A 16,539-nucleotide genomic window follows, 5' to 3' on the forward strand; every position below is an offset into this window, starting at 1 on the left:
TGGAATTTAGGCGGCCTGACACGCCTACCCGTGCTGGTTCGTATCGTCATTTGGATTGGGCAAGAGAGGATCTGGCAAATCGGCAACAGAAACGTCATCCGAGGCGGCGGTACTCGCACCGTGTTGTCCGTCATCATCCAGGTCTGACACATCATCGCCCGGCAGCGTCGCTGGGTCTGGCAGATCGCTCAAAGCCGTGGCGCTGGCAGGATCGACACCGACTGCATCAAGATAGGCACCCAATTGGTCTGCATGTACCGGTGGAGCCTGAGGCGCCTCCGGATCCTGTCCGATTGCCTCGAAATAGGAAGCCAGTCTCCCGGCTCCGGCGTCAGCAGGTTCAATTGGCGGCTGCTGCGGCGCATCCGGATTGGTGTCACCGGTCTGGCTCTCGACGTGACCAAGCCCGGTTGTAGCATCCGCAACGTTTTGGGAAGACGTGTCGTGGTCTAGCGGCGGAGCCGGATCGGCACTCATCAGATCGATGGTTATGTCGTCAGTATTAGTTTCATCGGGCGCATCATGCTGAACGGTTGGAACAGGAGTGAAGGAAATGCCTTGCAGCACCGTGTGATCGACATGGTGGCCACTGTTTCCGTGAACACTTTGAACGTCGATCTGGACCTGAACATCCGCAGTCCCGGCAGACACGCCCTGCTGAACGATGTGGAAGGTGTCGATGTGCTGACCAGACGCTGTGGAAGTTCCACCCTGCTTTATGACACCCGAGTTCTGTTGATAGTGATACTCGAAGTGCCCGGTTTGCTGATCAATGACCAAAGTCCCGTAGAGGCCTTGAAGCGAAAGGACGACACCGCCATGCCCGTTGTCGATGCCCCATCCACCTTGGCCACCGCCGCTGAACGTTCCGGTAAGATGTTGTGAGCCCACGCCCTGCACTGCTGCAACGGATGGCGTCACGGCGGGTGCGTCGTAGGTACCGGTCACGGTAATGACGAGATTTTCCGTATCGGTGGCACCGGCTCTGTCGGTCACGGTCACCGGGATAGTGAGTTGTTCGACCTGGCCTTGCGCCAGATGCTGGTAGGCGGCGTGAGACGGATCAAAAGTCCAGGAGCCGTCGGTGTTCATCGCGAAACCATCGACGGGATGACTGATCGAGAAGCTCTTCGTGTCGCCTGTATCCACGTCCGTGGCGATCATCTGTCCCGTGACGACCTTGCCGTCTTCCACTGCCGATGCGGCGGCAGCAGTCAGGACCGGACCATCGTTGGTGCCGGTTACGGTGATAACAAGGCTTTGCGCGTCAGTTGCCCCGGCGCTGTCGGTGACAGCGACCGGGATGGTGACCTGCTGGGTCTGACCGGCGGCAAGATGCTGATAGGCGGCGTGGCATGGGTCGAAGCTCCAGGAACCATCCTGGTTCATGGTAAAGCCGTCGACCGCCTGACCGGCCGCGAAGGTCTTAGTGTCGCCGTGATCGACGTCGGTTGCCACCATCTGGCCGGTAACAGACTTCCCGTCCTCCGTGGCCGAGGCCGTCGCTGCTCTCAGGACCGGCCCGTCATTGGTGCCATGGATGGTGATATTGATCCGGTGGGCGGTGCCGTCGGCCGAGTGCACTTCGTAGATCGCATGGCCTTCCTCGCCCGCGGCAAGCGCCTGCACGGCCGGATGGGTGTTGTCGACCTCGTATCCCCACCATCCGCTGGGGAGAATGTGCAAGTTGCCGCCGAAGGGGTCCGAGACCGCGTGTTCGCCCAGGCTGTTGGACTGGAAGTGGTCGAAGGCCGTGCCATCCGGATCGTGGACGGTCAGGATGCCGCTTACACCGAGCTCATGCACGGACGATCGTCCGACATTCTTGTCCTCGGTGAGATCACCCGTATCAGTCCCGGTGATGATGGCGGCATCATCAGTCGCAGCCAAGTTCAGGGAGGCGGTCTGCGCAACGCTCCCGCCGTGGCCGTCCGTGACCTGGTAGCTCAGGGTCACCGGGCCGTTGTAATCCGGGTCCGGCGTGAAGGTGAAGCCATGCGTAGCATCGCCACTGATGGTTCCGTGGTCCGCACTCAGCCCCGTCACCGACAGAATGTCGCCCGTGTCGATGTCGGTGGCATGGGCCAGCAGCTGTGCCGCCGAGATCTGGAAAGAATGATCTTCCGTTCCTCTGCCGAGATCGACCGGGCTGGACACAACGGGACCGTCATTGCTGCCGGTGACCGTGATGACGAGGTTCTGGGTATCCGTTGCCCCGGCCTGGTCGGTTACTGTCACCGGGATCGTCAGCTGCTGGGTCTGGCCGCCGGCAAGGTGCTGATAGGTCGCATGGCTTGGGTCGAAGCTCCAGGACCCGTCCTGGTTCATGGTAAAGCCGTCGACCGCCTGACCGGCCGCGAAGGTCTTTGTGTCGCCGTGATCGACGTCGGTTGCCACCATCTGGCCGGTGACGGACTTCCCGTCCTCCGTCGCCGAGGCCGTCGCAGCCTTCAACACAGGGGCGTCGTTGGTGCCGGCAATCGTCACGCTCAAGGTGTGCTTCGTACCGTCGACTGAGGTCACCTCGAACCTGTCGGTCAGTGTGTCGCCCGGCTTCAGACCCTGAACGGCAGCCTGGGCGTTGTCGGCGAAGTAGTTCCAATGCCCCTTCGCATCGATGGAAAAAGTGCCGTAGGTCGCTGCACCTGTCTGCCACCCAACCGGTGTGAAGGCCTCTTCCCCCGCGTCTGGATCCGTGACCGTCAACGTTCCCTGCGTCAGGAGTTGGCCGTGAAAAGCTGCGCGATCCTCGGTTAGGGCCCCTGTATCGGTGCCGGCAATTACCGCCGCGTCCGGTGTCGCGCCAAGTGTCAGGGAAGCGGTCTGGGCAACGGTGCCGCCGTGGCCGTCGGTGACCTGGTAGCTGAGCGTGACCGGGCCGTTGTAATCCGGGTCCGGGGTGAAGGTGAAGCCGTGTGCGGCATCGCCGGTGATTGTTCCATGGTCCGCACTCAGCCCTGTCACCGACAGAATGTCGCCCGTATCAATGTCAGTGGCATGGGCCAGCAGCTGCGCTGCCGAGATCTGGACGGAATGATCTTCCGTTCCCCTGCCCAGATCGACCGGGCCGGACACAACGGGACCGTCATTGCTGCCGGTGACCGTGATGACGAGGTTCTGGGTATCCGTCGCCCCGGCCTGGTCGGTGACAGTGACCGGGATTGTGACCTGCTGGGTCTGGCCGGCGGCAAGATGCTGATAGGTCGCATGGCTTGGGTCGAAGCTCCAGGAACCATCCTGGTTCATGGTAAAGCCGTCGACCGCCTGACCGGCCGCGAAGGTCTTAGTGTCGCCGTGATCGACGTCGGTTGCCACCATCTGGCCGGTAACAGACTTCCCGTCCTCCGTGGCCGAGGCCGTCGCTGCTCTCAGGACCGGCCCGTCATTGGTGCCATGGATGGTGATATTGATCCGGTGGGCGGTGCCGTCGGCCGAGTGCACTTCGTAGATCGCATGGCCCTCTTCGCCCGCCGCGAGGGCCTGGATGGCGGGATGGGTATTGTCGACCTCGTATCCCCACCAGCCGCTGCGAAGGATGTGCAAGCTGCCACCGAAGGGATCCGAGACCGCGTGTTCGCCCAGGCTGTTGGACTGGAAGTGGTCGAAGGCCGTGCCATCCGGATCGTGGACGGTCAGGATGCCGCTTACGCCGAGCGGATGCACGGAAGATCGTCCGACATTCTTGTCCTCGGTGAGATCGCCCGTGTCGGTTCCCGTGATGACGGCGGCATCATCGGTCGCAGCCAGCGTCAGCGAAGCGGACAGGGCGGTGTTTCCGCCGTGGCCGTCGGTGACCTGGTAGCTCAGCGTGACCGGGCCGTTGTAATCCGGGTCGGGCGTGAAAGTGAAGCCGTGCGCGGCATCACCGGTGATGGTCCCGTGGCTTGCAGACAGACCAGTCACGGAGAGCGTATCTCCGGTGTCGATATCGGTGGCATGGGCCAGAAGCTGCGCTGCCGAGATCTGGACGGAATGATCTTCCGTTCCCCTGCCGAGATCGACCGGGCCGGACACAACGGGACCGTCATTGCTGCCGGTGACCGTGATGACGAGGTTCTGCGTATCCGTCGCCCCGGCGTGGTCGGTCACTGTCACCGGGATCGTCAGCTGCTGGGTCTGGCCGGTGGCAAGGTGCTGATAGGTCGCATGGCTTGGGTCGAAGCTCCACGAGCCGTCCTGGTTCATGGTAAAGCCGTCGACCGCCTGACCGGCCGAGAAGGTCTTTGTGTCGCCGTGATCGACGTCGGTTGCCACCATCTGGCCGGTGACGGACTTCCCGTCCTCCGTCGCCGAGGCCGTCGCAGCCTTCAACACAGGGGCATCGTTGGTGCCGGTGATAACGACCCGCAATTGATGAGACGTTCCGTCCGCGCTCTGAACCGTAATTCTGTCGGTCAGTGTGTCACCTGACTTCAGCCCCTGGACGGCCGCCTGGGCGTTGTCGGCGTGGTAATTCCACTGGCCGTCGGCGTGAATTTCGAAATGTCCATAGGCACCTGCGCCGGCAGGACCGGTGACCTCGGTGAAGTGATCCTGTCCTGGATCAGGGTCGACGATCCGCAATTTGCCGCCGGCAACCAATGATCCTGAAACGACGTTCCGATCTTCCGTCGCAACGCTCGTGTCGACGCCGCTGATCTGTGCAGAAGTCTGAGATGGTGTCTGGGTCGCAATCTGGGCAGGAGTTTGCTGGGTAGTCGCCGGCGGATGTGCGCCGCCAGTGAAGGTCTGCACCCTAGTGAGCAACACGGAGGGCTGCTGCGTTCCGCCGGGAGGTTGAGTTCCTGCCGGTGGCTGTGTTCCACCAGGTGGTTGTGTTCCGCCAGGTGGCTGTGTTCCCGCAGGAGGTTGACTGCCGGAAGGAGGTTGTGTTCCGACCGACGTATGCGAACCGACCGGCGGAAGAGGCCTTGGAGGAGCGTCCGGCAGAGCTGACACATCCACCGAAGGATGAGAGTGTGGCAGCGTTTGAGGGGCGTCTGGCGCCCCCACCGAAAAGCCAGGTTGGGACACGCCCGGCGACTGATGGAGATCGGTTTGATGACCGGATGCAGGCGCCGCATGTTCACCCTGGTAGGTACTCCTCGGTGCAGCCTGTTGCCCGGCAGCTGGCGTGGCAGGCGCAACGCTGTGAGCCTGACCTGATGCATCGGCCTGGGCATGACGCGGCGACGGACTGTTTATCGCGTCATCGTTTAACGTTGGACGCCCTTCCTCCTCATTCTCCAGCGACTGTGTTTCGGCGGAGGGCGTATCCTCTCCTTCCGAGGTTGGCGTCCACCCAAAAACTTCTTCTGGCTGGATCTTCCTGGAATCCTTGATCTCCTCCGGCGTGCTACCCTGATCCTGCGAAGTGGCTTTTTTGTCCGGTTGATCGGCCATCACGGTGCTCCTACCGCTCGCTCAGCGCCAGATCCAGGTTCGTATAGATCGGCTTCCAGATGTATTCGAAGACTGTCTTCTTGCCTGTCAGGATATCCGCCTCACCGGTCATGCCCGGCAGAAGCGAATAGCGACCCGGATCATCACCAAAATGAGTAACGGGGACAGACACCAGAACTTCGTAGTAGGCGGTTCCGCGCTCATCAACGATCGTTGTTGGCGAAACCTCGATCACCTTGCCGGTCAGAGAGCCGTAGCGACTGAAATCGAAGGAATCGACCTTGAGTTTGGCAGGCTGACCTATGGAAACAAAGCCGACATCCCGAGGGGGCAACTGTGCCGTGAAGCGCAAGTCCACGTCCCGTGGAACGATTTCAGCCACAAGCCCACCAGGTTCGATCACCCGGCCGACAATTGTCTCGGGAACCGATTGCACAAATCCGTCCACCGGGCTGCGCAGTTCTGTTGACCACAAGCGCCTCTGGATCCGCTGCATTTGTTCGTCCAGCGCACTGTGTTCCGTGTGGATTTCAGCAATCCGCTGGCGTGCTTCGGAGGCCTCGTTCAATCCGACGCGTTCGAGGTTTTCCTGCAGCTCCGAAATCTGCGCTTCAGCAACGGCGCGCCGTCCTGAAAGGGTCGAAAGCTCATACTCATATCTCGCCTCTTCCTGCACGGCCGCAACCAGCTGAGGACGTGCCGCAAGCCCTCGGTCCACCAGGTCTCGCAGGCTTTCTGTTTCCTCCCGGGCGACGGTGAGTTGCCGCTCGATCGCAGGTTGTTCGGAATCAATTGCCCAGACATCTGCCGCCTTTTCGGCTATCTGGCGATTGATGACGTCTCTTTCATTGGACAGGAAGGCGACCCTCGCCTCAAACGCGGCCATTTCCCTGTTGATGAGTTCCTCAACAGTTCGCTGGTTTGTTGAAGGTGCCGTGGCCGTCCCGTTCTTGACCGCAATAAGATCCGGCGGTGCCGTGAAAGGAGCGGCAGCTTTCTGGAACTCAGGGGTTCTTGTTTCCACGATCGCCAGCAGCCGCTCACGCTCTAGCGTCAGCGCAAGTGATTTTGTCTGCGCTTCACGGAGCTCCGACTTCAACTCGCTATTGTCGAATATCGCTATGACGTCGCCTTTTGCGACCGTCCCGCCCTTGCGCACAACCAGTGTTGCCAACGCCCCACCATGTTCGCTCTGCAGGCGCTGCACTTCGCTGACCGGTTCGATTACGCCCCGCGCCTTGGCAACTTCATCAACAGGCGTCGCAACGGCCCACGCAATGAACAGCACCAGGCAGATGCCGCTCACGGCTGCAGCCATGTTGGTTAGCCTGACTGCCTTGCCGTCATTCAGTTCAAACTGACTATCCAGATGGGTCGCTTTCATCGGCTGGCGTCCTCCGACGGATCGATTGGTTGACTGGTGGGCTTCACAGGACCGAAATAGGCCATGCCGCCATCGTCCAGAATAAGTGCGTTGTCCGCGAGTTCGGCCAGGGCTGTGTCGTGCGTCGCAAGGAAGATCGTTGCCTTGCCCCTGGCTGCTTTCAGGAATTCTTGAAGTTGCTTCCGGCTTCCCGCCGTTGCTGCGCCGGTGCTGTCGTCCAGCAGTATGAACCGGCAATTTGCCGCTGCATCATTGTCTGCAATCGAGTGCCATTCTTCCCTCAGCTGCGCAAAGGCCTTTTCATCTGTTTCGCCGTGATAATCGCCGATCCGAAGAAGGCATGTGGATCGCGCCAGGTGGTCTGGATCATACTGGCTTACCGAGCGACCATTGATTGACAGGCGCCCTGACTGGGCAGGAACAAGGCCGGAGATCACTTTCAGAAGTGTCGACTTTCCAGCGCCGTTCGGCCCCATGACAATCGTGAGAGTTCCAGGAGCACAATTGAACGAAACGCCTGTCAGGGCCGGCTCCGAACTCTGGTCGAACTTCAGGTAAAGGCCCTTCCCGCTGACTTCCGGCGGGCCTTGCTCCAGCCTTTCGAGCGATGCAGGCTGTGCCTGCGGCGTTCCCCAGGAAAATGACTGCTCGAGCCCCGAGATTGCCTGACGGATCGCCTTCAACCGCGGAATAGCCAGGAAAAAGGCCTGGGAAGGACCTGTGACGCGCCATGTCAGCAACATTGTTCCAATGAGCGCGCCTGCCGTGATGGTGCCGTTCATGGCAAGGGCTATACCGACGCAAAGCGTTGTCAGGGCTGCGCCCGTTCCAAGAACATAGGCAAGAGACTGCAGGGCAGCAGAGCGCTGCGCCTGTCGGTGCTTCACGAAAGCCGCCTGCCGGGCAAGGGATACAAACTTGGTGAACCAGGACCTTCCATGATCGATGTTCCGGATTACCGCGGCCTTCGCACTCAGCTCTGTCAGGGCCTCAACGCGCTTCTGATTTGCATTTTCAAGCTGCGGGTCCAGGCTCTGCCTGGTTTCGCTCAGGATCCAGCTCAAGGCGAAAAACAGCGTCAGATAAATTGCCGGCACAATGGCCATCCAGCCGCCGACAAAAGCAATCGCAAAAATCGACAGCGGCACAAACGGGGCATCAAAGATGGCGGGTGTGTTCTGAGATGCAAAGGCCTCTGCTCCCATCGACGTCGTTTGCAACCTGCCTTGCAGCCGATCGAAACCCAACTTGTGCCGGATTGCGTGAGGCAGGCGCAAAATACGCGACAACGACATCAGGCGGATTACCGCGACCAGACGCGCATATTCGGCCGCAAGGATTCTCGCCCGCATACTCCGCAAAATCACGATGGCAAGAAGTACGACACTTGCGCCAGAAAGCAGCGGGATCAGGCTCTCCGAGGCTTGTGCCCCCAGAACCCGGTCGAAAATCGCCATCGAAAAGAATGGGATGAACAGCGCAAGCGCATTGAGCACGAGCGACAGAAACAGCGCCGTCATGGCGACCCTGCGCATCCGCGCGCGCACCGAAATGGCATGGACCGTCGCGACGGAGTGTTCCGGGTTATGAACAAATAGCAGCTTGCCGGCGTTCCTTATGCGGCGGCGAACCTGATCGCGGTCGAGGCCTGCGGAAGATGTCGAGAATTCGCGTGTGTCCTCCCGGACGAGCGCATGTACTCCTTCCCTGTCCTTGACGACCAGGGCACCGTCCAGTCCGCTCAGCCATGCGGCGGGCAACTTCGCTTCAACGCTGGCTCCGATATCGATAAGATCAAGCACCATCGCGGCGTCATCGAGCGACTGCAGCCCGGTTTCATGTGACATCGCCGCGCCCAGAACTTCGCTGGAACGGCGCCAGCCCAGCTCGGTCAGAACGGCCAGCAGGACGTTCTCAAGATCCGTGCGTTGAACCGGATCATCGCTCGACCATCCGGCAGTCATTGTGGAACTCCCCGACACTTTGGACTGAACATTCATGCGGCGGCTTCCGTCATCGGCATTTGTGGGACGGGAAGATCCACGCAGTTTTCGAACTGCTCGACCAGCCCTGCGGCGTTGTCGAACACAATGGTCGTGACCTTGCCTTCAAGGCCCCTCAAAAGACCGGTCAGCTGATCAATGCCGCGCGCGTCGAGAAAAAGGGAGGGAGATTTCAGCAACAGGACTTGAGGTTCACCTGCCAGAGCTCGAACCAGCATGAGACGCTTCAGGTGCCCATCTGACAGCGGTACACCAAGACCGGGAGACAAACGCGTTTCCAGCCCGTCGCGCAGTCGTCCGATCGCGTCGGCCAGACCGAGCTGCTCGGACAACCACACGGCTCGCCCGGTCGCCTCGCTGTCAAAGGCCGTCATGTTTTCCAGCAGCGTTCCGTTGAAGACAGTGAGCCCTTCATCGCAAACGGACACGCGGCACTTAAGTGCAGAGACAGACTTTCCGTCTGCCGCGAAAATCTCGGCCTTCTTTAGCGGGCCGGTGCCCTCTGCGTCATTTTCCGACAACGCATGTACCAGTTGGCCAAAGACTGCCGCAGCCTGCTGCCCATTCGAAGGACGAACGACAAGGCACCGTCCGGGTTCGCAGACAACCCGGCAACCCTCGACGTCAAATCGCAGACCAAATTTCCCTTCACTTTCCACTGCTGTGCCCCGAAGAGAGTGGGCAGAAGGCAACGCAAGAAGGTTCTGGATGGTCTTGAACGCGGATGCGGAAACCCGGTGCCGGGCAAAAGCATTCACAAGACTAAGAAGACCGGCTACACCCCTTTGCCCGAGGATCAGACAGGCAGCCAGCCCCCCGGTCGTCATGTCACCGGCAAGCACGACCATTGCACCGACACCCAGCACCAGAACCGTTGTCGCCAGACCGCCGGTCTGACTGAGGTTGAGCGAGGCTGCAAGGCTGCTTTCCGAAATCTCCTGGGCTGCCGCCTTTCGTTTCTCGTGCAAGCGCAACTTGCCGGCAAACTCACCCAGCTTCCCGCGTGCGATAAGCCGGTCAATGTGTTCGCGGCAATTCATGATAAGTGAAGCTTCATCGGCCGAGGCCTCGAACAAGGCCTTGCCTGCCTTTGCCTGCCTGTAGGCGGAAAACAGTGCCAGAGCGCCAAAGACAACGACCACCGCCAACGGCCCGAACACGGTAGGCCCGCCCAGGAACCAAACCAGGACGAGAAAGGTGATCGCGAAGGGCGCATCGAAGACGGCAAGCGTCGATTGCCCTATCAGGACATCGTTGGACCTGTTGATGGCTGTAAACAGCTCGCGAATGCGCCCGGGGCTGAACTGCCCGAGCCTGTTTTCGTCAATGGAGAGCAGCTTCTCGGCCGTCTTGAACGACAGCTCATATTCCGCCTGTGCCGCAAGCCGCCCCAGGATTGAAGCGCGCGCATATTTCACCAAACCATCCAGCAAGATGGCCAGAGCAACGGCGGAAAAAATGACGAATGCCGTTCCAACCGCCTGTTTTGCGAGAATTCGGTCGTAAACCTGAATAAGCGCGAGTGGCAAGGCAAGGGCAAGAACGTTTGAAATCAACGAAAGAACGATCAACCAGAGACGTATGGTCATTAGCTCGGCTCTCTTTGGCGACAGACATCACCACACCCGCAATCCGGCCCCCACATATTGAGCCAGCCAGCATTGCCAAAGCCTATTTCGTTTTTCGTGAAATCTTACTTAAGGGAACTAATGAAATTTAGCTGATAAACAACCCAAAAACGTCATGTATTTGCGAAAATTATCCATCCTGCGGATCTTCTCATTGCAAAAATTACGAATTAAATAATATATTCTAGGAACCGCCCACTACAATTCAGAGATCTATTTAATCAAATGCCTCGCTCTCGCGCCGCAACAAGCCATTCAGTTCTAACCACACTCCACAAGCTGCTCGTCTACACTCGCGTAAAACTTGGCTCCTGAAGGCAACTTTTTTCAGCCGCTGACAATGCTAAGTGTGAAGCCTCTGTCTAACTTTGCATTCCGGAACTCATGAGCGCGATTGAGTATCAGGTCTCACTACGTGCAAGTTGGATTCGTTCTTCCAGTTGGTAAACCGCCTCTTCAAAGGAAATCTCCCGAACAGGATCGTGTTCCAGGTAGTGGCTGTAGTCGAAATAAAGTGCGGCAAAGACTGCTTCCAGGGATACCGGGTGACGTCGGTTCAATCTCACCGGGTTTCGCTCAACGGTTAAGCCCCAGCCTCCATAGAATGGAACACCGAAAGTGTGGACCTCACAGCCAGCAAGAATAGCTTCGAACCCCAGTTGACTTGATACGCAATAGACCTTGGCACAGGCCTCCAGAAGCGGCCAGGGATTGATCGCTTCCGGTGTTAAACGCAACCGACCTTCATTCAGGGCCTTGGCGCAACTCTCATCCACTTGCGCGAGAGCCTGAAGGACTTCATGCGTGAAATGCCCAGCCTTGCGCCCGATCATCGTTTCCGGGTGAACCTTGATCAGGATCTCTGCTTCACGGTTTTCCTGAATGGCGACTTGCAGCATCTGGCGGAAGGTTTCATCTTTTGCAAATGCCCCCGGTATCGATGCGTCGCCGACGGTTTGATCAATAACAAGTACCCGATCCCTGCGGCCGGAAGATTGCAAACAAAGCTTTGAAATGTCCGAGAAATCGAAACTGTTGTATTTCGAGAGTCGCTTGGACCGGATCAAGTCGATGGCATCGTGGATCTCTTGCGTCCGCATGGGCTTCCCAAAACGCCGGCGAACAAAACACTCCAGATCACTTGGCTGGCGGGCGTCGTAATAGATACCTGTTCGATCAACGACCAGGGAGATCGGCTTTTCCTGGTTGCCAGGCCTGACGGATCTCAAAAATCCATCCTCGAAAGCGACATAAGGAAGATGGTATTTAGCCGCCATGTCTCGAGCACGCTGCGCAGTCGGCTTGTGCCCCCAACCGGCGATTGCATCCACCTGAAATAAGATACCCTGAAATCGGCAAGGCTTGTGAACGAATAATCGTTCAATTGCGTGCCTCTGCTTCCACAGACCGGAGGTACTTAAACCAATTTTCGTCAAAAAATTTCCCTTTGTTGGTCAGCGTTTAGCACTTCATCGCCTGCTGAACTTTCGAAATTCTTAGCAAAAAGGTGTGTCGATATCACTTTCTTTTTGATAGTAAGAGCAAGGGCTTTATGGTGATACCAAACTGTCTTCAGAGAGTACTGAATAGGTGGCTTGACCCGGGGGCAAGGCTTGAATAAAAACCGCGTCCATCGAAGTCAAATGGTCGCAACAAGGCACATAGTAGAGACTAATCGTCTAGCACAAAGTAATTGAGTTGGATTATTTATGGAAATATTGTTCTGGACGCCTCCTTGGCCAACCCAAAGCGGAGACCTATTCTTCCACAAGAACGCCTTTGAAAAACATCTTTTAGTTCAAGCAAACACTCTTGCAAAATCGGGATGCAACGTTACCGTCGCATGTCCTGACTCTTACAGGTCAGCTGTTCAAAACTTGAGCCAGAAGGCAAAGGTCATTTATCTGAACTCCAAGGAAGCGATAACCTTAAACGGGGGGTTTGCTGATCCGTCTCCAGACCTGTATCGCTTCGGTAAAGATTCCGAGTTCTCAGGAAAAGCTATAAAATGGCTCTTCCCCCAGCTCGGCGTTAAATACGACGTCATTATGATTTGGGAAAATCCAGTCCCCTTTCTGGAAACGATGTTCCCGGAGGCTGTCATCGTACATCAGATGCCGGGAGCGTTCGCCCGCCCGCCGTATCCTCATATGGTCACATTCGACGTGAATGGCCTATATAGATCGGGAACACTTCACACTCAATTTGACGATATTGTGCGACGCCAACCTCAGCAACGCCAGTTCACGCAAGCGTTCAGAGAAAAGGTTAATAGTATTCTTGAAAAATACACTCTTCGCTCAAGAGAAGATATACTAAGAGGTAAGGCAGCATCTAAGATCGGCCTCATTCCGCTACAGATTTCTGACCATTACGCCTTTCAGGTTGACACTCCGTATCATAATCAATCCGATTTTTTGATAGATGTTCTGGGTGAAGCGAACGACGATGTCGCCATGATTGTAACTCAGTATGTACATAAGCTTTATAGGGACCAGATTCTTGATCCTAAATTTGAAGAGTTCATAAAGAGCCAGTTCAACAATGTGCACTACGAAAAATTCTTCGACACCGTCCCGTCGGTATCACAATACCTATTACCTCTGGTCGATGAACTGCACATAGCATCTTCATCACTAGCTTTGCAGGCGCTTTGCTGGGACACAGCAATTCATGTGCATAGCAAGACGCAATATGAAAAGCTAAATAATCTGCAAAAATATGGGAAAAGTTCTCGCGATTCTGTGCTGGATTTCGTTCTGGGAAAGAACCAGGTTTTAGCCTCAGAAGTGACCCAAAATGCAAAGACACTAACAAGTATTTTGGAACAATTAACGAAGCAAAGTCGGCCATCTACGGTCGACACACTCCCTAATATCTCCGAAATCAACCCCGCTTATAATGAGCTTGTATTGAATTCATTCAGACAACAGGAAGCGCGAAACAGTCTTAAAGCGGTCGGTTTCTATCCGGAAATGTGCGAAATGGAGACGCCTAAGAAATTCCGCTCAGAATTGAGCAACAAGAAATATGAACTTATTTCCTTTGACCTTTTCGACACATTAATTGAACGCCCACTAGAAGCTCCTGCAGATGCTTATAAATTGTTGGAATATGAACTCAAGGGTGAAGGTATCGAAGTTCCATTTGACTTTGCAACAAAACGGCTGAAAGCAGAGTTAATTGCACGAAAGGATATAAAAAGCGAAGAAATAACTCTAGAAGACATATATGCAGTGTTCCAACGCCTATTCAACGTTTCATCTGCAATCATAGAGACCCTTCAACAGCGAGAGTTGGACCTTGAACTCCACCTTGCACGCCCGAGAAGAGTTGGACAGGAATGCTGGCAAGCAGCAATTTCCACAGGTGTCCCGATATGTATTACCAGCGACATGTATCTACCCGGAACCCATATAAGGAAAATACTTAGTAAAACTGGATATTCACAGGCAGAAATTGTCTACCTTTCTTCTGAACTCAACAAAACTAAAAAAACAGGAAACCTCTTCAATCACATTGCAAAGGACAGAGGTATCCCAACCTCCTCTATCCTTCACGTCGGCGATAATTTGCGCACAGATATCAATTCGGCAAAAGAGCAAGGTGTTGCAACGTTTCATATCCCTAAATCTGTGGACGTAATGAAAAGAAACCCTCACTATCGGCATGTATTCGCAAAGAGACAACCGATAGAGGATTTACCGCGCAGCGCGATTGCTTGGAATTTGGCGAACAGGTTTTTTGATGATTACGAGTGTGCGGATCTCGATACGATGACCCGCGGCACTCCCAAAGATTTTGGCTATGCAGTTCTTGGCCCATTAATATTTGGCTACGTAGTATGGTTGCGACAGGAAGCAATCCGCCAGAACATCGACGCACTATATTTTCTTTCCCGAGAAGGAAAACTTATAAAATCAATCTTTGACGTCCTTGAGTCCATTGCGCCTTCCAATATCCGATCAGTTTATTTGTACGGCTCACGAAGAGCAATCAGAGTTCCGGCAATCGCGACAGTCGCCGATATCTTGGACGTTGCTGCAAATCCCTTCTCCGAGGAAACGACTATCGGATCGTTGTTACATGAACGTTTTGGCATTAAAGAAGAAGAGCTTGACATTGACCTATTGAAGAGATTTGGCTTTGGTTCTGTAAAAGTCAAAATGACAAAGAACAAGGCCGAATCTTTCTATCAATTGGCTACAGCGCTTTCTGATGTCATTCTAAAACATGCAGAACAAGAAAAAATAATTTATCTTAAATACCTAAATCAAATGGGATTTTCAGAAAGCCAACGTCCTGCTGTTGTAGATATTGGCTGGAAGGCGAACATGCAAGGCGCCATCAGTCAGCTCCTTGGACGTGGTGTTGACGGTTTTTACTTTGCAACCTTACAGGACGCGGAAAGATGGAAAGACAAGGGCAACAAGATTTATGCCTACTACGCTGCGAGTACCCCCATCACCGAACATTCGCCCATATTGTGTCATCGGTTGTTTTTGGAGTATTTCTGGTGCGAAGGTTCTCCTAGCGTAACGTCTATCCGAGAAGATAGCAACGGCGCATGCGTACCTGTTTTCAATTCAATGCAGGAACCCCCGCTACGGCTTGAACTTATTGAACGTGTGCATTCCGGTGCGCTTTTGTTCGCCAAGGCTCTTTGTGATTCTTTTGGGCCGGAACTTCTTAATCGTGATTTCTCTCCCGCGCTCGTAGACAGATGCATGAATCAGTTTATCATCAATCCATCAAAGCAAGATGCCTCAATATTTGAGGAACACTTTTTCGAAGACAGTTTTGGTGGTGTTTCCAAAGGCTATTTGATTTCTCCCAAATCTTGGAATGATCAAATCCGGATTTCACGATCTTATTGGAAACACGGAGCTAATGCTCTTGTCGGGCAACAAATCGATTCAAAAAATCACTCATTCAAGCGAATTTCAATGCGCACAAAGCTAGTGCTAGCATGCGTTTGGCCAATTTTAAAATCCGATTTAAACGAACGTGAAAGTAACGAATTTCATAACGAACCCTGGACGCTATTTGGAAACGCCAAGGATCCTGCAATGATTATTATTGGTCGTTTAGCTGGTCTAAGATAATAGTTCATGACGTCAGAGTTCCAACCATTTGCAGGATAACATGAGCAACGAAAAGTTACAAAAACGAATAGAACACCTCCTCGAAAACAAAGATAAGCTTTATCGTGTACTGGAGGTTGAGTATAGTCACCTATCTTTCAAGAAGAAAGTTCGTGACTTCTTCTTATCATTGTACGAAGAATTATATGGCGACGATGTACTTAATGAACGTCGGTTTTTGAATATAGGTCCTGGTTCATTTCGTCATAAATACTGGCAAACCGCAGACAAGTTTTATGATGGAACAAGTTGGACACAATCACGGAGAGGTGTTGAACAGCCTGCTATCGACCACTATTGGGATATATACGATCAGAAAGACTTAGAACTTCCCGACCATTCACTTGAAGCTGTTTATTGCAGTCACGTTATCGAACACGCATTCGATGATGATGTTAAGTTTCTGTTCAACGACGTCCATAGAATGTTAAAATCTGGAGGTGTATTTAGAATTGTATGCCCAGACGCAGAACTCTTAGCCAACGCTTATGATCAAAAGGATTGGTCGTATTTCTTTCATTACTTAACTGTAAAAACAAATCGTCGTAAAATGATATTTAACGATGTTGAAAAATTGGCAAATCAAGGTTTTTTTGCTGAATTTGTGCTCGAGTGGGTCAGCTTGCTCAATAATAAAGAAAATCCAACTTACCTGAAAGGCAAACGTGCGGTCGATTTTCTAGAAAGTTTTCCAACGCGCTTCGATGCATTCAACGAAGCAAGTTTACTGTCTTCAAGAGAGGTAAATAAAGTTGTAGGAGGCCATGTTAATTGGTTCAATTTTGAGAAAGTCACAAAAATGCTGAAAGAAACGGGCTTCAAGGAAGTTCGTCGATCTGGGTATCTTCAAAGCTATCTGCCTATTTTAAGAGACCAAAATAATTTTGATAAAACAGACCCAGAAATGTCTCTATTTATAGACGCCATCGCCTGACTTAAAAACAATTGCTTTTTGCTGGCGATAGTGAAGAGGACGCCAGTTAAAGCGTCCTCTTCAC

General features: G+C 54.3%; 7 protein-coding genes. 2 read left to right on the plus strand and 5 right to left on the minus strand.

The genetic code is table 11. The features are described 5' to 3' along the window. Window positions 1-24 precede the first annotated feature (24 nt). The 5 genes from FIU93_RS26635 to FIU93_RS26660 all read right to left on the minus strand — a co-directional run bounded on the left by FIU93_RS26635 (window position 25) and on the right by FIU93_RS26660 (window position 11,833). Window positions 25-4,749: a VCBS domain-containing protein gene (locus FIU93_RS26635; RefSeq protein ID WP_152507242.1), complete on the minus strand. Its 4,725-nt coding sequence runs from the start codon at window positions 4,747-4,749 to the stop codon at window positions 25-27. 643 nt (window positions 4,750-5,392) lie between these two features. Further along, window positions 5,393-6,766 carry an HlyD family type I secretion periplasmic adaptor subunit gene (locus FIU93_RS26645; protein WP_152507243.1) on the minus strand — a complete coding sequence of 458 codons (1,374 nt, stop codon included), beginning with the start codon at window positions 6,764-6,766 and terminating at the stop codon, window positions 5,393-5,395. After that, window positions 6,763-8,730 (minus strand): ATP-binding cassette domain-containing protein, encoded by a 1,968-nt coding sequence (locus FIU93_RS31520; protein ID WP_173017416.1) that lies wholly within the window; start codon window positions 8,728-8,730, stop codon window positions 6,763-6,765. The genes FIU93_RS26645 and FIU93_RS31520 overlap by 4 nt, the downstream gene beginning before the upstream one ends. Window positions 8,731-8,762: 32 nt before the next feature. Next, the gene (locus FIU93_RS26655; RefSeq protein WP_152507244.1) at window positions 8,763-10,358 is read right to left on the minus strand and encodes an ABC transporter transmembrane domain-containing protein; all 1,596 of its coding nucleotides are present in this window, start codon (window positions 10,356-10,358) and stop codon (window positions 8,763-8,765) included. Window positions 10,359-10,798: 440 nt separating this feature from the next. Next, window positions 10,799-11,833, minus strand: a complete 1,035-nt coding sequence (locus FIU93_RS26660) for a hypothetical protein (protein ID WP_152507245.1) — start codon at window positions 11,831-11,833, stop codon at window positions 10,799-10,801. A gap of 273 nt (window positions 11,834-12,106) precedes the next feature. On the opposite strand from FIU93_RS26660, the gene FIU93_RS26665 reads away from it, so the two are divergent. After that, window positions 12,107-15,502 (plus strand): HAD-IA family hydrolase, encoded by a 3,396-nt coding sequence (locus FIU93_RS26665; RefSeq protein ID WP_152507246.1) that lies wholly within the window; start codon window positions 12,107-12,109, stop codon window positions 15,500-15,502. Window positions 15,503-15,542: 40 nt separating this feature from the next. Then, window positions 15,543-16,475 carry a methyltransferase domain-containing protein gene (locus FIU93_RS26670; RefSeq protein ID WP_152507247.1) on the plus strand — a complete coding sequence of 311 codons (933 nt, stop codon included), beginning with the start codon at window positions 15,543-15,545 and terminating at the stop codon, window positions 16,473-16,475. Window positions 16,476-16,539 lie beyond the last annotated feature (64 nt).

The sequence above is a fragment of the Labrenzia sp. THAF35 genome (assembly GCF_009363595.1).
Taxonomy (GTDB): Bacteria; Pseudomonadota; Alphaproteobacteria; order Rhizobiales; family Stappiaceae; genus Roseibium; species Roseibium algicola.

Excerpts from the sequence above, each read along its gene's own strand:
- FIU93_RS26665 (WP_152507246.1), top strand. The coding sequence starts at position 12,107 with ATGGAAATATTGTTCTGGACGCCTCCTTGGCCAACCCAAAGCGGAGAC.
- FIU93_RS31520 (WP_173017416.1), bottom strand. The coding sequence starts at position 8,730 with ATGACTGCCGGATGGTCGAGCGATGATCCGGTTCAACGCACGGATCTT.
- FIU93_RS26655 (WP_152507244.1), bottom strand. The coding sequence starts at position 10,358 with ATGACCATACGTCTCTGGTTGATCGTTCTTTCGTTGATTTCAAACGTT.
- FIU93_RS26645 (WP_152507243.1), bottom strand. The coding sequence starts at position 6,766 with ATGAAAGCGACCCATCTGGATAGTCAGTTTGAACTGAATGACGGCAAG.
- FIU93_RS26670 (WP_152507247.1), top strand. The coding sequence starts at position 15,543 with ATGAGCAACGAAAAGTTACAAAAACGAATAGAACACCTCCTCGAAAAC.